Source organism: Campylobacter sp. BCW_6465 (assembly GCF_001762815.1).
Classification (GTDB): Bacteria; Campylobacterota; Campylobacteria; order Campylobacterales; family Campylobacteraceae; genus Campylobacter_D; species Campylobacter_D jejuni.
In genome coordinates this window covers 167,634-186,888 of sequence record NZ_MJXN01000112.1, presented here as the reverse complement: position 1 = coordinate 186,888, position 19,255 = coordinate 167,634, and the positions used below count along the sequence as shown (strand labels likewise).

Below are 19,255 nucleotides of genomic sequence, written 5' to 3'. Positions count from 1 at the left end.
TAATATATTTTCTTAAATACTTAAGATCGAACTTTTGAAATTTCACTCTCACAAGCTTTTGCAAAAACTTCTGTATAAGAACGATCTGATTTTTTTTCACGCAAAAAATCTCTCATATAAGAAAGAAAATCAACATAATCTTCTTCACTAACATTAGCTTTAATAAGTTCATATTTTAAAAAAAGCATATAGGTATTTAAAACATCACTTTCACAATATTCGTGAATTTTTTCAAGTTCATTTTCATAAAAAAGTTTCATCACCTCATCGCCATGCACATCATATTTTCCTGGCAAACCCACCATAGAGCAAAGTGTATCAAGCTTTATTCCACGCCCATTAGATCCTAAGGATTCTAATAAATCACAATGTTTTAATTCTGAAAATCTTGTTTTATAATTATTCCATTTATCGCTTTGAGTATCTAAATAAGTTGCTGCTTTTAAATTGTATTTTAAAGCCCTTAAAACAAGAACAGGCATATCGAAATTTTTACCATTAAAGCTGACTAATTTTGGCTCATAATTTTCTATAAAATTAAAAAAAATCTCAATCATTTCTTTTTCATTTTGCCCATCAATTTTATTTACTTTGATAAATTTTCCAAAATTATCGCTTAAAACCGCACAAATACTGATGATTTTATGGTAAGGCAAAGGCAAAAACTCACTCCCACTTTGTTCTTTTTGCCACTGAAGTGCTTTCAAACTTACCTCTAAATCACTTCCTTCAAAACCTAAAGTTTTGCGGATAAGCTCAACATCTGGCACACTCTCACAATCAAAAACACAAATATAACCTTCATTTTTTGCCATTTTTAACCTTTTTTTAAATAATTTCGCTAAAATCATAGCAAAAATTTTAAAATATTAGGCTTTTAATGAAAATAGCAATTGTTCGTTTGTCAGCACTTGGCGATATTATCCAAAGTGCCGTGGTTTTGCAATTTATCAAAAATTTTAAAAAAGATATAGAAATTCATTGGTTTGTAGATGAAAAATTTGAAGGCATACTTAAAAACCATCCTTTCATAGACAAACTCTATGCCCTACCCTTAAAAGACAAAAAAATTTTAAAAAGCCTAAAAATTCTTCTTAAAGCAAGAAAAAACAACTATAATGCAGTAATAGATCTACAAGGGCTTATAAAATCTGCTATTGTAAGTCGAATTTTAAGTAGAAATAATTTTGGTTTTGATAAAAATAGCCTTAAAGAAAGTTTTGCTCATAATTTCTATAACCAAAAACTTGAGTTAGATTACAATGAAAATGTATTTGTAAGATACTTAAGTCTTACCTCCTTTATGTTAAATACTGATTTTAATGTCAAAAATTTAGCCTTTAAACAAGATATTTTTAGCGTAGATGAAAATTTAAAACAACTCTTAAACAATAAACTCAAGCTCGACAAAAACGAAAAAAACATACTCATACATGTAGGTTCAAGTGTAGAAAATAAAATCTATCCTAAAACCAAACTTGCTATACTTTGCAAACTTTTAATCAATAAATTTCAACAAGCAAAAATTTGGCTCGCTTGGGGAAATGTAAAAGAATACGAATTTGCCAAAGAGGTTTTAAATCTTAGTGGTATTGATGAAACACATATAGAATTAGCGCCAAAATTCAGTCTTGAAGAACTAATGGCTTTTACAAAAATGATGAATTTAATCATAGGAAATGATAGTGGCCCAACACATTTGGCTTTTGCTTTAAACAAAGCATCTATTACGATTTTTGGTGCAACACCAAGCTACCGCAATGCTTTTCAAACTCATATCAATAAAATCATTGATGCAGGTAAAAAAATCCAAAATTCCAAGCATATCGATAAAAGTGATTTTTGTATCACGCGTATAGAAGAAGAAGATATCTTCAAACTTGCCAAAGGCTTACTTAATGAAAAATAGTGATAGAATATATCTTAGTCTTTATTATATTTTGAAATTTTTTGTTACTTTTATGCCTGATTGTATCTTGCATTTTTTAGCTTTGATTGCAGCAAGAATCACTTTTCATCTTAACAAAAAACATCGCAAAATCATTGATACAAATTTGCAAATCTGTTTTCCTCAATACGCTCAAAAAGAACGCGATAAATTGTCTTTGAAAATTTATGAAAATTTTGCTCAATTTGGAATTGATTGTTTACAAAATCAAAACACCACCAAAGAAAAAATTCTCGATAAAGTAAATTTTATCAATGAAAATTTTCTTACAGATGCTCTAGTTTTAAAGCGTCCTATTATCTTCACAACTGCACACTATGGAAACTGGGAAATTTTAAGCCTTGCTTATGCAGCTAAATATGGTGCGATTTCCATAGTGGGAAAAAAGTTAAAAAGTGAAATTATGTATGAAATTTTAAGCCAAAGTCGCACTCAATTTAACATAGAACTTATTGACAAAAAAGGCGGTATAAGACAAATGCTAAGTGCTCTAAAAAAAGAGCGAACTTTAGGAATTTTAACCGATCAAGACTGCACTGATAAAGAAAGCGTGAAGCTAAAATTTTTTGGCAAAGAAGTAAACTATCAAATGGGAGCAAGTTTTATCGCTCAAAAAACTAATGCTTTGATCATCCCTGTTTATGCCTATAAAGAAGACGGTAAATTTTGCATAGAGTTTTTTAAAGCAAAAGATTCTCAAAATGCAAGTTTAGAAGAACTGACACTTTATCAAGCACAAAGTTGCGAAGAAATGATTAAAAAAAGACCTTGGGAATACTTTTTTTTCCATAGACGCTTTGCAAGTTATAATCAAGGAATATACTCATGAATATTTCAATAGTAATACTAACTTTTAATAGCCAAAAATATCTTCAAGAAGTATTACAAAGTGTTAATTTTGCCAATGAAATTATTTTAATAGATAGCGGAAGCACAGATGATAGTCTAATAATAGCAAAAGCTTTTAAAAACGTCAAAATTTTTCATCAAGATTGGCTTGGTTTTGGAAAGCAAAAACAATTTGGAGTTGAAAAAGCAACTAATGATTGGATATTTGTTTTAGATAGTGATGAAGTTTTTACTGAAGAATTAAAAGAGGAAGTATTACAAATAATTAAAAATCCACCATTTAAAGCATACAAAGTAGCAAGATTAAATTTTTTCTTTGGAGAAGCAATAACAAAAATGGGGCTATATCCTGATTATAACATAAGATTATTTCATAAAAAATATGCCAAATTTAATGAAAGAGAAGTTCACGAAAGCATAATCTGTCAAGAAAAAATAGGGAAATTAAAACATCATTTTTTACATTATGCTTATGAAAACATCGAGCAATTTATAGATAAGCAAAACAAATACTCAAGTCTAAATCCTAAAAAAAATAACCTTCTTAAAGCTTTAATAAATCCTTATTGGACTTTTTTTAAACTTTATTTTGTAAAATTAGGTTTTTTAGAAGGCAAAAGAGGTTTTATCATAGCAAAGCTTTATGCACAATATACTTTTTGGAAATATATTAAATAGGAGTGCAACAATGAAAGGCATTATTTTAGCTGGAGGTAGTGGAACTAGACTTTATCCTAGCACATTAACTTTATGCAAGCAACTTTTACCTATATACGATAAACCAATGATTTATTATCCTATGTCTGTTTTAATGCTTGCAAAAATTAAAGAAGTTTTGATTATTTCTACTCCAAAAGATATTGATAGATTTAAAGAGCTATTCAAAGATGGTTCTTTTCTTGGAATGCAAATTCAGTATAAAATTCAAGAGCGTCCAGAAGGTTTAGCACAAGGACTTATTTTGGCGCAAGATTTTATTCAAGATGATGATATTGCATTAATTTTAGGAGATAATATTTTTTACGGACAAGGCTTTAGTGATATTTTGGAAAATGCAAAAGATGACTTAAAAAAAGGATTTGCTAGTATTTTTTCTTATCATGTAAAAGATCCAGAAAGATTTGGAGTGGTAGAAATAGATCAAAATGGAAATGTTTTAAGCCTGGAAGAAAAACCCAAAAATCCAAAAAGCAACCATGTGGCAACTGGTTTATATTTTTATAATAATGATGCTATAGATATTGCAAAAAATGTAAGACCAAGTGCAAGAGGAGAACTTGAAATAACAGATGTAAATATAGAATATTTAAGGTTAAATAAGCTAAAATCACAACATTTAGGAAGAGGTTTTGCTTGGATTGACACAGGAACTCACGATAGTCTTATAGAAGCTAGTTCGTTTGTGCAAACCATAGAATTAAGGCAGGGTTATAAGATTGCCTGCTTGGAAGAAATAGCCTACAATAACAACTGGATAGATAATGAAGTCCTAGAAAAAAGAGCATTGTTACTTTCAAAAAGTAATTATGGTCAATATTTATATAAAATACTTAGTCAAGGAAAATAATGTATATTTTAGTTACTGGCGGAGCTGGTTTTATAGGTAGTAATTTTTTATTATATTTTTTTGAGAAAAATCCAGATGCTAAAATTATAAATTTAGATTTTTTAACATATGCTAGCGATATATCAAATTTAAATGAATTAAAAAATAATCCTAATTATATATTTATTCAAGGAGATATTAGTGATGTTTTTTTGATTAATGAAATTTTCAGAAAATATAAAATAAATGCGGTTATAAATTTTGCAGCAGAATCACATGTAGATAATTCCATAAAAAATCCAGATATTTTTATAAAAACAAATATATACGGAACTTGGAATTTATTAAACTCAGCTTATAAAACTTGGTTTCTCGAACCTTTTCTTAAAAAAGACGAATTTAAACAAAGTTTCTTTTATCAAATAAGTACAGATGAAGTTTATGGATCTTTAGGAGAAAATGGAAAATTTACAGAAGATAACGCTTATGCTCCAAATTCCCCTTATTCAGCTTCAAAAGCAAGTGCTGATATGCTTGTTAGAAGTTATCATTATACTTATGGATTAAATGCTGTTATCTCTAATTGTTCTAATAACTATGGACCTTTTCAGCACGATGAAAAACTTATACCCACTATAATAAGAAATGCTTTAAATGGGACTCCGATTCCTATATATGGAGATGGTAAAAATATAAGAGATTGGCTATATGTAAAAGATCATTGCATAGCTATAGAAAATATTTATAAATATACTTTTGAAAAAATAAACAAAAATGATATTTTTTTTGATTCCTTTAATATAGGAACAAATGAAGAATGGCAAAATATAGACATAGCTAATAAAATTTGTTCTTATTTAGATAATGTATTGCCAAAAAAGACTTCTTATAAAGAACAAATTATTTTTGTAAAGGATAGAGTCGGTCATGATAGAAGATATGCCATAGATTCGACAAAATTACAAAGGGTTATAGATTGGAAAGCACAAGAAAATTTTAATAGCGGTTTAGATAAAACTATACAATGGTACATTAAAAAATACAGGGGTTAAATTTGAACTATACAATATTAAAATTCAAAGCCATAAATAGTAAAAATTCAATATTAAATGTCCATCAAAAAGATGTAAATTGTCCATTTGAAATTAAAAGAATTTTTTATATATATGATTTTTTAGATGATTCAATAAGAGGTGATCATGCTAATTTAAATTCAGAATTTATTTTTATAGCTTTAAATGGAAGTTGCGAAATTTTAATAGACGATGGAAAAACAAAACAAAAAATAATATTAAACAACAAAACCAAAGGCTTATATATAGATAAAATGATATGGAAACAAATGTATAATTTTTCTAAAGATTGTATTTTATTGGTATTAACAAATACTTATTATGATGAAAAAGAGTATATTTATGATTATAAGTATTTTTGTGAATTAAAAAATAATATGGGGGGGGGGTATGCTATAAAAACCATGCCTTAAAAGCGGCATGAAAAGTTATAAAATTTTAAAGTTAGATGCCATAAAAGATGATAGAGGTAAATTAGTAGCTTTAGAAAGCAATAAAGAAATTCCATTTGAGATAAAAAGGGTGTATTATATATTTGATACAGATCCAAATTTTCCAAGAGGAGCACATGCACATAAAAATTTAGAGCAAGTGCTTATAATGATGAGTGGTTCTTGTGATATAATACTAAATGATGGAAAAAATTGTGAAAAAATTTGTTTAAAACGTCCTGATATGGGTCTTTATATAGGTAAAAATATGTGGAGAGAAATGAAAAATTTTTCTTATGGAGCAAAATTGCTAGTTTTGGCAAGTGATTTTTATGATGAAAAAGAGTATATAAGAAATTATGATGAGTTTTTAAGGAATATTAATGATACATAAAATGTCAGATGTACAAAGTAGTAATATAGGTAAAAATACAAATATATGGCAATTTTGCGTAGTTTTACCTAATGCTAAAATAGGAGATAATTGCAATATATGTTCTCATTGCTTTATAGAAAATGATGTTGTGATTGGAGATAATGTTACGATTAAGTGCGGGGTTCAAATATGGGATGGTATAACAATAGAAGATAATGTTTTTATAGGGCCAAATGTAACATTTTGTAATGATAAATATCCAAAATCAAAACAATATCCAAAAGAATTTTTAAAAACTATAATTAAAAAAGGCGCGAGTATTGGTGCAAATGCTACTATTTTACCAGGTGTGGTTATAGGAGAAAATGCAGTTGTAGGGGGGGGGGCTATCGTTACAAAAGATATTGCAGCCAATACAACTTATTATTGCAAAATTATCTAACTCTTTATGCAAAACAAAGTTATATTATCATGATTAAAATATGTATAGCTGGAAAAAACAATATTGCCGTTAATTCATTACAGTTTATTTTGAAAAATTACTTTGAAGCAGATCAAATTGTTGTTATACCCAATAAAAATGACAAGGGCATAGACTCTTGGCAAAAATCACTATTAAAATTTGCCTTAGATAATAATATAAAAATTGTAACTTTAGATGAAATATATAATATTGAACAAATAATATTTTTTTCTTTAGAATTTGATCAAATTATTAAAATAGAAAATTTTAAATCAGACAGGTTGTTCAATATACACTTTTCCGCTTTACCTAAGTATAAAGGAGTTTTTACCTCAATTACACCAATTTTAAATAATGAATTGGAATCTGGAGTTACTTTGCATCGTATAGATAACGGCATAGATACTGGAAATATTATTGATCAACACTGTTTTCCAATCGATATTAATGATACAGCCAGAGATCTCTATTTTAATTATTTAAAATATGGAGAATCTATCTTTAAGAAAAATATACAAACAATTATAAATAATTCATATAAAGATCTTAAACAAACCAACATCAATTCAAGTTATTTTTCACGAAAAGATATAAATCTTGTCCATAAAATTAATTTTAAAAAAACAAGCTTTGAAATACATAATCAAATTCGAGCATTTATTTTTCAAGAATATCAACTTCCCATTATCAATAATAGTAAAATTATTAAATCTATTTTAGCAAACGAATTTATAGGATATAATGTCTTTGAAGAATTTGAAAACTATTTTATAATTTCAGGTATTGATGGATTTAAAATTATCGCTCAAAAATTAAATAAGTTATAATATTACAAGGATAAAGTAATGGCAAAAATTTCTATTCTAACCCCATGTTTTAATCATGAAAAATATGTGAGTTATTTTTTACAAAGTGTTTTAGAGCAAAGTTTTAGTGATTTTGAGCTCATTATAGTAGATGATTGTTCAAATGATAATAGCACAAAAGAAATTCAAAAATTTAAAGATCCAAGAATAAAACTTATAAAACATGAATTTAACAAAGGTATAAATGCCACATTAAATACAGCTTTTGAAAACTCAAATGGAGAATACATAGTATTTTGTGCAAGTGATGATATATTAGAAAAAAATGCTTTAGAAATTATCTATAAAACATTTAAAGATAATGATATTATAGCTGTATATCCAAATTTGATTTGTATAGATGAAAATAATGAAATTTTAGGGAACTTATATCCATTAAAACAAAGAAATAAGGTTGAATTATTATATTATTTATTTATGCGATACAACTGCTTAACATCAGTTGGATTATCTTTAAAAAGAGATGTTTTTGAAAAATTATATCCTTTACCAAATTCAATGTGCAACTATCAAGATATGAAGATGCATATTGATATATTAAATATTGGCGAAATTAAAATACTTGAAACACAACTTATAAGATACAGAAGAACTAGGGACAAAACAAATATAAGTGCTCATAATAGCATCACAACAACTCGAGAAAACCTAGAAACAGAAATGCTCTTAGATACTTACTTAAAATTTGATAATATATTTTTATTAGAACAAATTTTTCATAAAGAAATAAATAAAACAAACATAAAACCTTATCAAGAGACATTACCCTTTTTTTTAGGAATAATGGCTTTAGAATCTGAAAACATATATAAAAAATATTGGGGTTATCATAAAATAATGGAATTTTATAAAAATGATGCTAATGCTAAAATTTTATATGAAAAATATAATTTTACATTTAAAGACTATCTGCAATTAGCAAAAAAATGCGATACAGGGGATATTTTTATAAAAAAATATAGAAAATATAAAAAAATGTTTAATTATACAGCTTTATTATTAGGTATAATTGTATTTATTTTAATTTTTAATTTTATAATAATGGAAATCAAATGATAAAATTTTTAGACTTAAAACAAATAAATGATAGATTTAATACTGAATTTATAACAAAATTTAAAGAAATTCTAGAAAGTGGTTGGTATATACTTGGAAAGCAATGTGAAAAATTTGAAAATAATTTTGCAAAATATTGTGGGGTTAAACATTGCATAGGCGTTGCAAATGGGCTTGATGCTTTAAGATTGATCATAAAAGCTTATGACTTTAAAGAAAATGACGAAATCATAGTTCCCGCAAATACATACATAGCATCAATTTTAGCTATAACTGATAATAAATGCAAACCTATACTGATAGAGCCTGATATCAATACTTACAACATAAATCCTGATTTAATAGAAGAAAAGATCACAAAAAAAACTAAAGCTATCATGGTTGTTCATCTTTATGGTCAAGTTTGTGATATGGAAAAAATTCAGTTGTTAGCTAATAAATACAATTTAAAAATTATAGAAGATTGTGCTCAAGCACATGGCGCTATTTATAAAGATAAACGAGTTGGAAATTTGGGAGATGCCGCCGGTTTTTCTTTTTACCCTGGTAAAAATTTAGGTGCTTTAGGGGATGCTGGGTGTATTTGCACCAATGATGATAATTTTGCATCTAAAATTAGAGCTTTAGCAAACTATGGCTCTCATAAAAAATATGAAAATTTATATACAGGATTAAATTCTAGATTAGATGAGATACAAGCTGCTTTTTTGGATATAAAATTAAAATATTTAGATGAAGACAATAATAAAAGAAAAAATATAGCAAATTTTTATCTACAAAATATAAAAAATGAAAATATTATATTACCTAGTAATAAATTTGATCATGTTTGGCATCTATTTGTAGTCAAAACAAAACTTAGAGATAAATTACAACACTATCTAAATAATCATGATATTCAAACTATTATACACTATCCTATCCCTCCTCATAAGCAAAAATGCTATAAAGATTTAAATCATTTACAACTACCCATAACAGAAAACATCCATCAAGAAGTTTTGTCATTACCTATATCGCCAACCATGAAAGAAAATGATTTTAAAAAAGTGGCTGATATATTAAACAAATGGAAAGTCTGATAGATCGCTCTCTCTATTTTATTCACTTATTCTTTAAAAAATTTCAAGAAATTTTTTATAGTATTCCCAACTATTAATAATATCTGGTCTATGCTCTTTTATATGTTGTAATTCATAATCCAAAATATTTTTAATTTTTTTTCCTAAATCTTGATGCTCCTTTAAATAATTTAAAACATCTTCTTCTTTTACCATATTTTCAAGTCTTTCATTCGCTTTTTTCTCTAAAATAATCATAAATTTTTCAAAATATTCTCTAAGATCATTGATTAAAGCTTTATCATCTTTAATAATGGTCCAATTTTTATTTTCTATATTAATCGAAATTTTATCAAATAACTTGCTTTTTGTGTTTACAAGTTCTTTTTTTATATCAATTAAATCATCTTTTATCTCATTATAATGCTTATCATTGTCTAAAAATACTTTATTTTCATCAGATACTATTATCAAAATATCATTATTGACAATAAGTCTATAAGGTAGCAAATAATACAATTCGTTCCAAAATTTCTGCTTAAATTTATATTCATCATTATCATTTGGTTCTTTAAAATTAAGCTCTTTAGCAAGAGTTTTTATAGTGGCAAATGCATTATCTTTTGAAATTGATTTCGTGTCTACATATAATATATTTTTGTTTTTAATCAAATTTATATTTGAAAAATAGCTAAAACTTAGCTCTTCGTTTACGATAAAATAGATAGATGATAAATCAGGTTTTTTAAGATTAGCATTATGTCCATTTTTATCTGTATATCTTATTCTATCTAAATTTTCAAATATATCTTCATTTATATAAAAATTTTTTAATTCATTTTTACCAAGTTCTTCAATCTTATAAGAACCATGATTAACCATTGTTTTTAATCTAGATATAGGATCTCTTGTCAAAATTACAACAGGCTTATTTTTATTTAAAATTTTACTTATATGCTTATATTTTGGCTGCATACTTTGATACCAAGCTATTTCTACATAATAATTTTTTTTATTAAAATTCTTATATTCTTTATAATAACTATAATTATTCTGATATAAGACAAAGTCATCTAATTCGCAATATTTTAAAAAACTTTTAAAAGCCCAATGCCCACTTACACCATAGCTAAATAATATAAATTTATAATCATCTTTTAAAGGTTTACAAAATTTTAATAAATAAGGAGTAAAAATATTGATATTAAATTTTTTCTCATATTTAGTGTATATTTTATTTTTTTTATATTTTATAAATTCAGCTATTCCTTGTTGTTTGATTATTTGTATGGATTTCGATTTTTTCATTGATTTTCCTTTATATATTTTTTTAAATATAGCAATTTTTCTTTAGTTACCATATCAGGTGATATGATATCTTTATATTCTTTGATACTAAAATCATCTATGGGAATTAATTCTATCTTATTTTTATCTAAGCTTCTCTTAAAATATGGAAAATGATAATTTAAAAATTCTGTTTGATAAATTTTTAACTTTTTTATATCCAAATACTCCATACAATACCTATCTTCATGCATACTTTCTGCCCATTTAAGATGATTATTTTTTATCAACCATTGATCATTACTCTTGTTATTCAAGATATTATTGATACTCTTATACTTTACTATAAATACCTCAGCTCTATCATCATCTTTATAATAAAAATCTATTCGAGAATAACAAAGTATATCATAGTCTTTTTTAGGTATATAAAAACTTTTGTATAATCTTTTAGCATCATAAATATGATCAACATCTATTTTTATAAGCCATTCGTTTTTTGGGATATAATTCATTACATAATTACAAAATTGGTAAAATTTATTCTTTTCGCTTTGCGGATTTTCAATTTGTACTTCATAAGGGTATTTTACTGGTATAAAAGAAGGATACTGTTTGCAAAATTCTAAGATTATCTCTTCGCTTCCATCATTGCAATCATTATATCCTATAATCCCTCTTTGTATAGCCGGAAGTATACTTTTTAACGAAGCTTTCAAAGTTAATGCTTCATTTTTTACTCTTATATAAGCCCATGGATTTAAAGGGGATTTTGGATTTTTCGAATTTTCATCAAAATCAAAAAATCCTTTGTGTTTAGATTTTATAATGTGATTTATTTTATAAAAATGTTCATTATCATATTTTTCTATATTATCTACTATATCTTTTGGAATATACGAATTTAAATTATCAAGTTTTATTTGCATAAATTGATTGAGTAATTTTTCTCTAATTATTGCTCTTATATTTTTATTTGGTATAAACAAGCATACAATCTTCGCTAAATATTTTTTTAAATAATACGGATAATATATCATTGCCATAACCTTTTTTTATTTATATTATAGTATAATTTTATCTTATAAATTATTATGATAGGTTTTTATTTATGAAATTTTTTATAATCAATTTAAAAATAGCCGAAGATAGAAAAGAATATATGCAGAATTTATGTTTAAAGCATAATTTAGATTATGAAATCATACAAGCTGTTGATGGAAAAGAGTTGGATAGTGATTTTGTAAAAAATATCAGTGATTTTTCTTTATCGGAAAAATATTTAGGTAGAACTTTAAGTCTTGGTGAGATAGGGTGTGCTTTATCCCATAAAAAATGTTTTGAAAGAATGTTTGAGCTAAATTTAAATGAGTGTTTAATACTAGAAGATGATGCTTATTTTGATGAAAAATTAAATTATATTTTAAGTTTAAAAGATAAATTTCCAAAAGATTTAGAATTATTCTTACTTGGTCATTATAGGCAAGTTTATTTAGACGATGGATTTCGTATAGAAAGCCCATTTTCTTTAAGATATGATTATAAAATAGATGATTTTTATCATGCAAAAAGATTAGTTGGTGGTGGCAATGGAACCCATGGATATTATATCAATAAAAATGGTGCCTTAAAAATGTATAAATACTTAGAAAAAATAATATTTCCATATGATCATTGTACTAGTAATGATAATATAATAAATGTATATGCTTTATATCCTGTTGTTATAACTACTGATGAGATATTTGGAGCCCAAACTTATGTGCAAGATGATAATAAAAGAAGATATAGAAAAAGAAGTAAAATTTCAAAATATATAAAAAAGATAAAAAATAAAATCATATTTTTTATACCTAGTTTAAAAAAATTGAGAAAATATGAATAATTTTGTATTATATAGCTTGTATTTTATTTATTCTGCATTTTTCTTAAATAAATATAGAAGAATTATAAAAGGTAAGATCTTATATCAAAAAGAACATGAGAATATAGCTAATTATTTGGAAAATACTTATATAAAAAAATACTTTGAAAATAAATTAGATGACATACAGATAAAAAAAACACAGAATATAAATGGTAAAAAAATAATATGGCAATTTTGGTATCAAGGTATTGATAATGCACCTTGCATTATAAAAAAGTGTTTTAAATCTGTTCAAAAATATAAAGGTAATTATGAAGTTGTTTTGCTTGATAAAGATAATATAAAAGATTATTTAATATTTCCTGATTTTATCTATCAAAAAATTGATGATAAAAAATTTGGAGAAAAAACGATAACTATTTTTTCTGATTTATTAAGAGTTTCTTTGCTCAATAATTATGGTGGAATTTGGCTAGACGCTGGTATGTTTTTAAGCGGAGAAATTCAAAAAGAAATTTTAGATCAAGATTTTTTTATTTTTCATAGATCTACAAAAAAACCGCAAGATTACAAAAATTGGATAAATTTTAATTATAATTTTTTCTCTTGGGATGAGAAATTTAAAGTTAATATTGTAAATGGTTTTATATTATCAAATAAAAATAATGAGATTATGAAGATAATGCAAGATATATTGATTAATTATTGGAAATATGAGAATAAATTAGTATATTATTTTATGTTTCAAATATTGTTTGACACCTTAAAGAAAAAGTATTTAAATTTAAATTTATACATAACAAATGATACAGATATTCATCTCTTGCAATATCATGCAAAAGATGAATATAGTGATAAATTATGGAATGATATAAAAAATAAAACAAGCATACATTCATTAAAAATTTTTAAAAAAATTAGTAAACATTCCATGATAGATAAAATATTATTTAAGGATACAATATGATCGATAATGAAATTACGATAGTAACAGCTTTTTATGATATAGGTAGAAAAGATATTAAAAATTTTGAAAGAGATAATGATAAATATTTATCTTATTTTGAATTTTTAGCAGGTATCAAAAATAAAATGATTATATACACCCAAGAAAATATAAAGGAAAAAATTTTAGATACAAGAAAAAAACATAATTTAGAAGACAAAACCATAATAATAACCAAAGAATTACAAGAATTTGATAAGCAAGGTTATAAAAAAATAATAGATACTTTTAGAAACTATGATCAAAGTATAAATAGAAAAAATCCAAACAATATAGAATGTATTTCTCCTATGTATTGTTACCTTATGTATTTAAAACCTTTTTTTGTATGTGATGCTATACAAAGAGGTTTGACTGATGGGAATATAATGTGGCTTGATTTTGGTTTTAATCATGGAGGAAATTTTTTCGTAGATAAAGATCAATTTAACTTTTATCTACAAAAACAAGATAGTATAGATGAAAATAAAATTAATCTCTTTTCAATAAAAAATGATGATAAACAAACTTTAGCAAACATTTACTTTTCCATGGAAACATTTTTAATGGGTGGTATTATATTCGCAAAATCAAAAAATTGGCTCTTGTTTAAACATCATATGCAAAAATGTATAAAACATTTTACCTCATTTGGAATAATTGATGACGATCAAATAATGCTTTTATGGTGTGCTAGAAATTATCGAAAAAATTATAACATTATAAAAGTTTATTTTTGGTTTGATTCTTTATATCATTTTATACCACAAAATATTACAAAAAAATTAAAAATAAATACAAATCAAATTAAGTATTATAAAATAATCAAAGAAAAATTAAAAGAAGATTTTAATAATAAAAATATAAAAAATATATTTATAAATTTAATTAAATATTGCTATTTTAAATTTATAAATAAAAATCATAAAGTATTGTAAAGCTAAATCTTATTTGCTCTCATACATAAACTCTTTTCCTCTCTCTCCAAAACTTCAAATAATTTTCGATGAAATTCATCATGTAAAAACTCTTTGGATAGTTTTTTTATGATTTCATTACCTTTCTTTTTATCTTGATAATTCTGCCATAAAATTTCTTTATTTTTGTTTTCATATCTTCCATTTGGATTAAATTCATAATGATAAATGCAAGTTTTAAAAACAGCTATTTTCTCACAAAACATAAAATAAACATAACAAAAAAACACATCTTCGCCATAGCTCAAACGCTCATCTATTTTAACTTTTTCAAAACTTTTTAAGATGATATCTTTTCTAAAACACTTCGCCCAAACCGACCAGCAAAAATGCCTTTGTTTGCTTAAGAATTCCAAAAATTCCTTTTGATTAAAAACTTCATCTTGTTTAAAACGATAAAATTGCTTGGTTTTTACCCTATGTACAAAAGCATCAAAACAAAGCAAATCAAAACCTTTTTTCATCTCTTTAAATGCTATTTCACAAGCATCAAGAGTCAAAAAATCATCACTATCTAAAAACATTATAAAATCGGAACTAGAGCACAAAACTCCTAGATTTCTACTTGCAAAAGTGCCTAAATTTTCTTCATTTTGAAAGATTTTTATCCTTGGATCTTTTTTAGTAAATTCTAAAACCATATTTAAACTATTATCCTTACTTTTATCATCGATAATCAAAATTTCAATATCTTTTAAAGTCTGATTTATACAACTTTGCAAAGCTCTTGATATGAATTCACAAGAATTAAAAAGCGGGATTATGATCGAAAGTTGTGGCATATTTTTCCTAAATTTTGTTAAAATAATAAAAACAATTCTATCAAAGTTTAGGAAATTTATGAAAATTTTTATACACCTTCCCACTTGGCTAGGTGATGCAGTGATGGCTTCGCCTGCTTTATACACCATAAAAGAACACTTTAAAAATGCTCAATTTATCCTTTATGGCTCTTTGGTTTCTACAGCACTTTTTAAAGAATTTCCTAATTCTAAAATCATCATAGAAAATAAACAATCCCGCTATAAACAAGCCTTATCTTTACGCAAAGAACTTGATAAAATCGATCTTAGCTTTGCTTTTAGATCTGCGTTTTCTTCTAAGATTATCTTGCATATTCTCAAAACAGAACAAAGATATTTTTTTGACAAAAACAAGTACAAAGAAGAACATCAAGTTTTAAAATACCTTTATTTTATAGAAAACTCACTTGGTATAAAAGCTCATTTTAAGGACTTAAAACTTCCATTTAAGCTAAAATTTCAAAACCCTCTTATCTTGAAAAATGGTAAAAAAATTCTAGGACTCAACCCTGGTGCAAGTTTTGGAAGTGCAAAAAGATGGGATGCGAGTTATTTTGCTAAAGTGGCTTTAAATTTTAGCCAAAGTCATGAAATTTTAATCTTTGGTGCAGGAAAAGCCGAACAAGAACTTTGTAATGAAATTTATCAAATTTTAAAAGAACAAAACATAAAAGTAAAAAATCTTTGCAATAAAACCACCATCAAAACCCTTTGTCAAAATATAGCTTTTTGCGATCTTTTCATCACAAATGACAGTGGACCTATGCACATAAGTGCGGTTTATAAGGTAAAAACCGTGGCTATTTTTGGTCCTACGAAATTTACCCAAACCTCACCTTGGAAAAATGAAAACGCAAAATTAGTACATTTAGATCTAGCTTGTATGCCTTGTATGCAAAAAACCTGTCCTTTAAAGCACCACAAATGCATGAAAGATTTAAAGCCTGAAAAGGTGATAGAAGAAATTAAAAAATTAAGCACTCCATAAAAAAATTTTAGTTAGAATAAAAATTTATTGCAAAAATTTTATAGGGTTGCTTATGCTTTTTAGCTCTTTTGTTTTTATTTTTATTTTCCTGCCTTTAACCTTATTAGGCTTTTATGTATTAAAAGCTTTGCAATATTATACAAGTGCAAAAATATTTCTAATATTAGCTAGTTTATTTTTTTATGCCTATTTTAAAATTGATTATATTTTCATCTTAACCTTTTCAACCTTGATAAATTTTTTTCTTGCAAACCTTATCTTAAGAAAAGAAAATAATAGAGCAGGATATACTTTACTTTATCTAGGTATTATCTTCAACCTTTGCTTGCTAGCAATCTTTAAATATACAGATTTTTTTTTGGAAAATTTTAATCTTTTTTCCAAACTTGCTCATTTAGACTTTAATATTCCTTTACCACATATTTTACTACCTTTAGGAATTTCATTTTTCACTTTTCAACAAATTGCATTTTTAGTGGACTGTTATAAAAAAAGTAATATTGAGGATTTATTGGAAAATAAAAAAGTTGATTTTATAGATTATTGCTTATTTATCAGTTTTTTTCCGCAACTTATCGCAGGTCCTATAGTCCATCATAAAGAAATGATGCCACAATTTCATTCTTTACTTAATAAAGAAAAAGCTTTAATCGATTGGGAATTAATAGCAAAGGGCTTGTTTATATTTTCTATAGGACTTTTTAAAAAAGTTTACATAGCTGATAGTTTTGCTTCTTGGGCAAATGCAGGATTTACAGTTGTGCAAAATGGAAATTTTTTAAATATTTTTGAGGCTTGGGCAACAAGCCTTTCGTATACTTTTCAACTCTATTTTGATTTCAGTGGATATTGTGATATGGCCATAGGATTAGCTCTTTTTTTCGGCATAGCTTTACCTATAAATTTTAATTCTCCATATAAAGCTTTAAATATAGCTGATTTTTGGCGAAAATGGCATATTACTTTAGGAAGATTTTTAAAAGATTATTTATATATCCCTCTTGGAGGAAATCGCTTTGGAAAATTTATCAATCTACGAAATCTTTTTATCGTAGCTTTTTTAAGCGGAGTATGGCATGGAGCCGGATGGGGTTTTGTTATATGGGGAATTTTGCACGCTATAGCTATGATAAGCCATAGAATTTATAGTTTTTGGACTAAAGGCAAAACTTTTTTAAATTCGAAAATTTATAAAATTATATCTTGGTTTATCACTTTCAATTTTATCAATATAGCTTGGATTTTCTTTAGAAGTGAAAATTTACAAGGGGCTATAAACCTCTTAAAATCAATGTTTGGGGTAGTTTGGGTGGAATTGCCGTTAAAATTCAAAGCAGGGCTTTTATTTAAAAAAATAGGCGGAAATGATACAATGGTAGGTTTTATTTTAGTCTCCTTTATACTATGTATTTGTTTTAAAAATAGCATTAATATGCTTCAAGATTTTAAGTCGAGCTTTAAAAATTCCCTTATTATAATGTTTTTATTTTATATAGCTTTAATTACTCTTATTGCTACACCATATACCGAATTTATCTATTTTAATTTTTAAGGAAAAATATTGTTTACTTCTGATAAAAAATTCATTCTTTTTTCTTTATTATGTCCTTTGCCTCTCGTAATAATTCTTTTTACATTGCTTTATATTCGCGATCCTTTTTGGTTCTTTCATCCACCATATTTTAGAAAAGAAACTTACATGAAAGATATGAGAATGCAAGCTAGAGGACTCATTCTGTACAAAGATTTTGATTCTGCCATAATAGGCACTTCTATGCTTGAAAATACCTCTGCTAAAGAAGCAAACAAAAAACTAGGAGGTAATTGGATAAATCTATCTTTAGGTGGAAGCACATTTGCATTAAGAGCGGTAATTTTAGATTATTTATTTAAACATAAAGATATTAAAAACATTATTTATTCTTTAGACATTAGAGCTTTAAATGAACTTGAAACACCCAAAGACAAAAACTTTATTTCACTCTACAATGATAAAACTATTGATTTATTTAAATTATATCTCTCAAGTCGTTTTATTAATTGTGCTATATTTTTTTCAAAAAAAGAAAAATGTATAGGAAAAGATAATTTAGATACTTTAACAAATTGGTTTTTAGAAAATAAAAACCACTTTGGAGGTATTGAATACTGGAGTAAAGAATGGTGGCATGATAAAAATTTTCAAAATGAAATTTTACAAGCTCAAAATTTTCAACCAAATTTTGATATAGATATTTCACATTTTAAAAATTATACAAAAAAATATCTCTTAAGTTTTATTAAAAAATATCAAAAAACGCAGTTTTATCTTATTATACCAAGTTATTCAAGATTAAACTATAGAAAACTCAGTTATGGGGAATATTATAATAAAGATAGTGCTCTATTTTCAAACTATTATGCTATTTTAAGTTGGATTATACAAGAAACTCAAAAATATCCTAATGTAAAAATATATGGATTTGATGATTTGGACTACGCTGACAACATAAAAAATTATAAAGATCCTGCACATTACAATACTGATATGAACTCTATGCAACTTAATGCCATAAGAGATAATACGCATATTTTAAATATCCAAAATATAGTTAAATATCTTAATACAATGGAAAGGAAAATTAAAGAATTTGACTTAACACCATTTGTAGGGTATATAAAAAATCAAAATTTTTGAAA

The 19,255-nt window shown here is 25.5% G+C and carries 21 protein-coding genes; 17 read left to right on the top strand and 4 right to left on the bottom strand.

Annotation, left to right across the window (positions count from 1 at the left end; translation table 11 throughout):
- Positions 1-20 precede the first annotated feature (20 nt).
- The gene (locus AJ886_RS09105; protein WP_070276511.1) at positions 21-815 is read right to left on the bottom strand and encodes a 3'-5' exonuclease; all 795 of its coding nucleotides are present in this window, start codon (positions 813-815) and stop codon (positions 21-23) included.
- A 65-nt stretch (positions 816-880) separates the two neighbouring features.
- Here AJ886_RS09105 and waaC point away from each other — a divergent pair, with 65 nt between their 5' ends.
- The 11 genes from waaC to wlaRG are packed head-to-tail and all read left to right on the top strand — an operon-like array spanning position 881 to position 9,690.
- A complete protein-coding gene (gene waaC / locus AJ886_RS09100; protein ID WP_070287593.1) occupies positions 881-1,909 on the top strand; it encodes a lipopolysaccharide heptosyltransferase I in 1,029 nt (342 codons plus the stop codon).
- On the top strand, positions 1,899-2,777 hold the full coding sequence (locus tag AJ886_RS09095; protein ID WP_070287592.1) for a lipid A biosynthesis lauroyl acyltransferase: 879 nt from the start codon (positions 1,899-1,901) through the stop codon (positions 2,775-2,777). Before waaC ends, AJ886_RS09095 begins: the two co-directional genes overlap by 11 nt.
- Entirely contained in the window at positions 2,774-3,475 is a 702-nt protein-coding gene (locus AJ886_RS09090) for a glycosyltransferase family 2 protein (RefSeq protein ID WP_070261248.1), read from the top strand. The genes AJ886_RS09095 and AJ886_RS09090 overlap by 4 nt, the downstream gene beginning before the upstream one ends.
- A 10-nt stretch (positions 3,476-3,485) precedes the next feature.
- Positions 3,486-4,364 (top strand): glucose-1-phosphate thymidylyltransferase RfbA, encoded by an 879-nt coding sequence (gene rfbA / locus AJ886_RS09085; RefSeq protein WP_070274432.1) that lies wholly within the window; start codon positions 3,486-3,488, stop codon positions 4,362-4,364.
- Complete coding sequence (rfbB, locus tag AJ886_RS09080) at positions 4,364-5,395, top strand: dTDP-glucose 4,6-dehydratase (protein WP_070274343.1); 1,032 nt, start codon at positions 4,364-4,366, stop codon at positions 5,393-5,395. Before rfbA ends, rfbB begins: the two co-directional genes overlap by 1 nt.
- Positions 5,396-5,397: 2 nt before the next feature.
- On the top strand, positions 5,398-5,829 hold the full coding sequence (wlaRA, locus tag AJ886_RS09075; RefSeq protein ID WP_070287591.1) for a class E lipooligosaccharide biosynthesis 3,4-ketoisomerase WlaRA: 432 nt from the start codon (positions 5,398-5,400) through the stop codon (positions 5,827-5,829).
- Between the two features lie 7 nt (positions 5,830-5,836).
- On the top strand, positions 5,837-6,241 hold the full coding sequence (gene wlaRB, locus AJ886_RS09070; protein WP_070287590.1) for a class E lipooligosaccharide biosynthesis 3,4-ketoisomerase WlaRB: 405 nt from the start codon (positions 5,837-5,839) through the stop codon (positions 6,239-6,241).
- Positions 6,231-6,665 carry an N-acetyltransferase gene (locus tag AJ886_RS09065; RefSeq protein ID WP_032603537.1) on the top strand — a complete coding sequence of 145 codons (435 nt, stop codon included), beginning with the start codon at positions 6,231-6,233 and terminating at the stop codon, positions 6,663-6,665. The genes wlaRB and AJ886_RS09065 overlap by 11 nt, the downstream gene beginning before the upstream one ends.
- Positions 6,666-6,694: 29 nt before the next feature.
- Positions 6,695-7,513 carry a class E lipooligosaccharide biosynthesis sugar-formyltransferase WlaRD gene (gene wlaRD / locus AJ886_RS09060; protein WP_002866154.1) on the top strand — a complete coding sequence of 273 codons (819 nt, stop codon included), beginning with the start codon at positions 6,695-6,697 and terminating at the stop codon, positions 7,511-7,513.
- A gap of 18 nt (positions 7,514-7,531) precedes the next feature.
- A complete protein-coding gene (locus tag AJ886_RS09055; RefSeq protein WP_070287589.1) occupies positions 7,532-8,608 on the top strand; it encodes a glycosyltransferase family 2 protein in 1,077 nt (358 codons plus the stop codon).
- Positions 8,605-9,690: a class E lipooligosaccharide biosynthesis aminotransferase WlaRG gene (wlaRG, locus tag AJ886_RS09050; RefSeq protein ID WP_070287588.1), complete on the top strand. Its 1,086-nt coding sequence runs from the start codon at positions 8,605-8,607 to the stop codon at positions 9,688-9,690. The genes AJ886_RS09055 and wlaRG overlap by 4 nt, the downstream gene beginning before the upstream one ends.
- Before the next feature lie 33 nt (positions 9,691-9,723).
- Here wlaRG and AJ886_RS09045 read toward each other — a convergent pair whose 3' ends face one another.
- Both AJ886_RS09045 and AJ886_RS09040 read right to left on the bottom strand, forming a co-directional pair.
- Positions 9,724-10,977: a DUF2972 domain-containing protein gene (locus AJ886_RS09045; protein ID WP_057100367.1), complete on the bottom strand. Its 1,254-nt coding sequence runs from the start codon at positions 10,975-10,977 to the stop codon at positions 9,724-9,726.
- Positions 10,974-11,996: a hypothetical protein gene (locus AJ886_RS09040; protein WP_070287587.1), complete on the bottom strand. Its 1,023-nt coding sequence runs from the start codon at positions 11,994-11,996 to the stop codon at positions 10,974-10,976. The genes AJ886_RS09045 and AJ886_RS09040 overlap by 4 nt, the downstream gene beginning before the upstream one ends.
- Before the next feature lie 71 nt (positions 11,997-12,067).
- Here AJ886_RS09040 and AJ886_RS09035 point away from each other — a divergent pair, with 71 nt between their 5' ends.
- From AJ886_RS09035 to wlaTC, 3 genes are read left to right on the top strand one after another with little or no spacing between them, the layout of a single operon-like run.
- Entirely contained in the window at positions 12,068-12,841 is a 774-nt protein-coding gene (locus tag AJ886_RS09035; protein WP_002891857.1) for a glycosyltransferase family 25 protein, read from the top strand.
- The gene (gene wlaTB / locus AJ886_RS09030; RefSeq protein WP_070287586.1) at positions 12,834-13,790 is read left to right on the top strand and encodes a class E lipooligosaccharide biosynthesis protein WlaTB; all 957 of its coding nucleotides are present in this window, start codon (positions 12,834-12,836) and stop codon (positions 13,788-13,790) included. The genes AJ886_RS09035 and wlaTB overlap by 8 nt, the downstream gene beginning before the upstream one ends.
- Positions 13,787-14,746 carry a class E lipooligosaccharide biosynthesis protein WlaTC gene (gene wlaTC, locus AJ886_RS09025; protein ID WP_070287585.1) on the top strand — a complete coding sequence of 320 codons (960 nt, stop codon included), beginning with the start codon at positions 13,787-13,789 and terminating at the stop codon, positions 14,744-14,746. The genes wlaTB and wlaTC overlap by 4 nt, the downstream gene beginning before the upstream one ends.
- A 2-nt stretch (positions 14,747-14,748) precedes the next feature.
- Here wlaTC and AJ886_RS09020 read toward each other — a convergent pair whose 3' ends face one another.
- The gene (locus AJ886_RS09020; RefSeq protein ID WP_070287584.1) at positions 14,749-15,567 is read right to left on the bottom strand and encodes a glycosyltransferase family 2 protein; all 819 of its coding nucleotides are present in this window, start codon (positions 15,565-15,567) and stop codon (positions 14,749-14,751) included.
- Positions 15,568-15,625: 58 nt separating this feature from the next.
- Between AJ886_RS09020 and waaF the strand changes: the two genes are divergently transcribed.
- From waaF to AJ886_RS09005, 3 genes are read left to right on the top strand one after another with little or no spacing between them, the layout of a single operon-like run.
- The gene (gene waaF / locus AJ886_RS09015; RefSeq protein WP_070287583.1) at positions 15,626-16,576 is read left to right on the top strand and encodes a lipopolysaccharide heptosyltransferase II; all 951 of its coding nucleotides are present in this window, start codon (positions 15,626-15,628) and stop codon (positions 16,574-16,576) included.
- 52 nt (positions 16,577-16,628) lie between these two features.
- A complete protein-coding gene (locus AJ886_RS09010; protein WP_070287582.1) occupies positions 16,629-18,128 on the top strand; it encodes an MBOAT family O-acyltransferase in 1,500 nt (499 codons plus the stop codon).
- Between the two features lie 9 nt (positions 18,129-18,137).
- Entirely contained in the window at positions 18,138-19,253 is a 1,116-nt protein-coding gene (locus AJ886_RS09005; RefSeq protein WP_070287581.1) for a hypothetical protein, read from the top strand.
- Positions 19,254-19,255 lie beyond the last annotated feature (2 nt).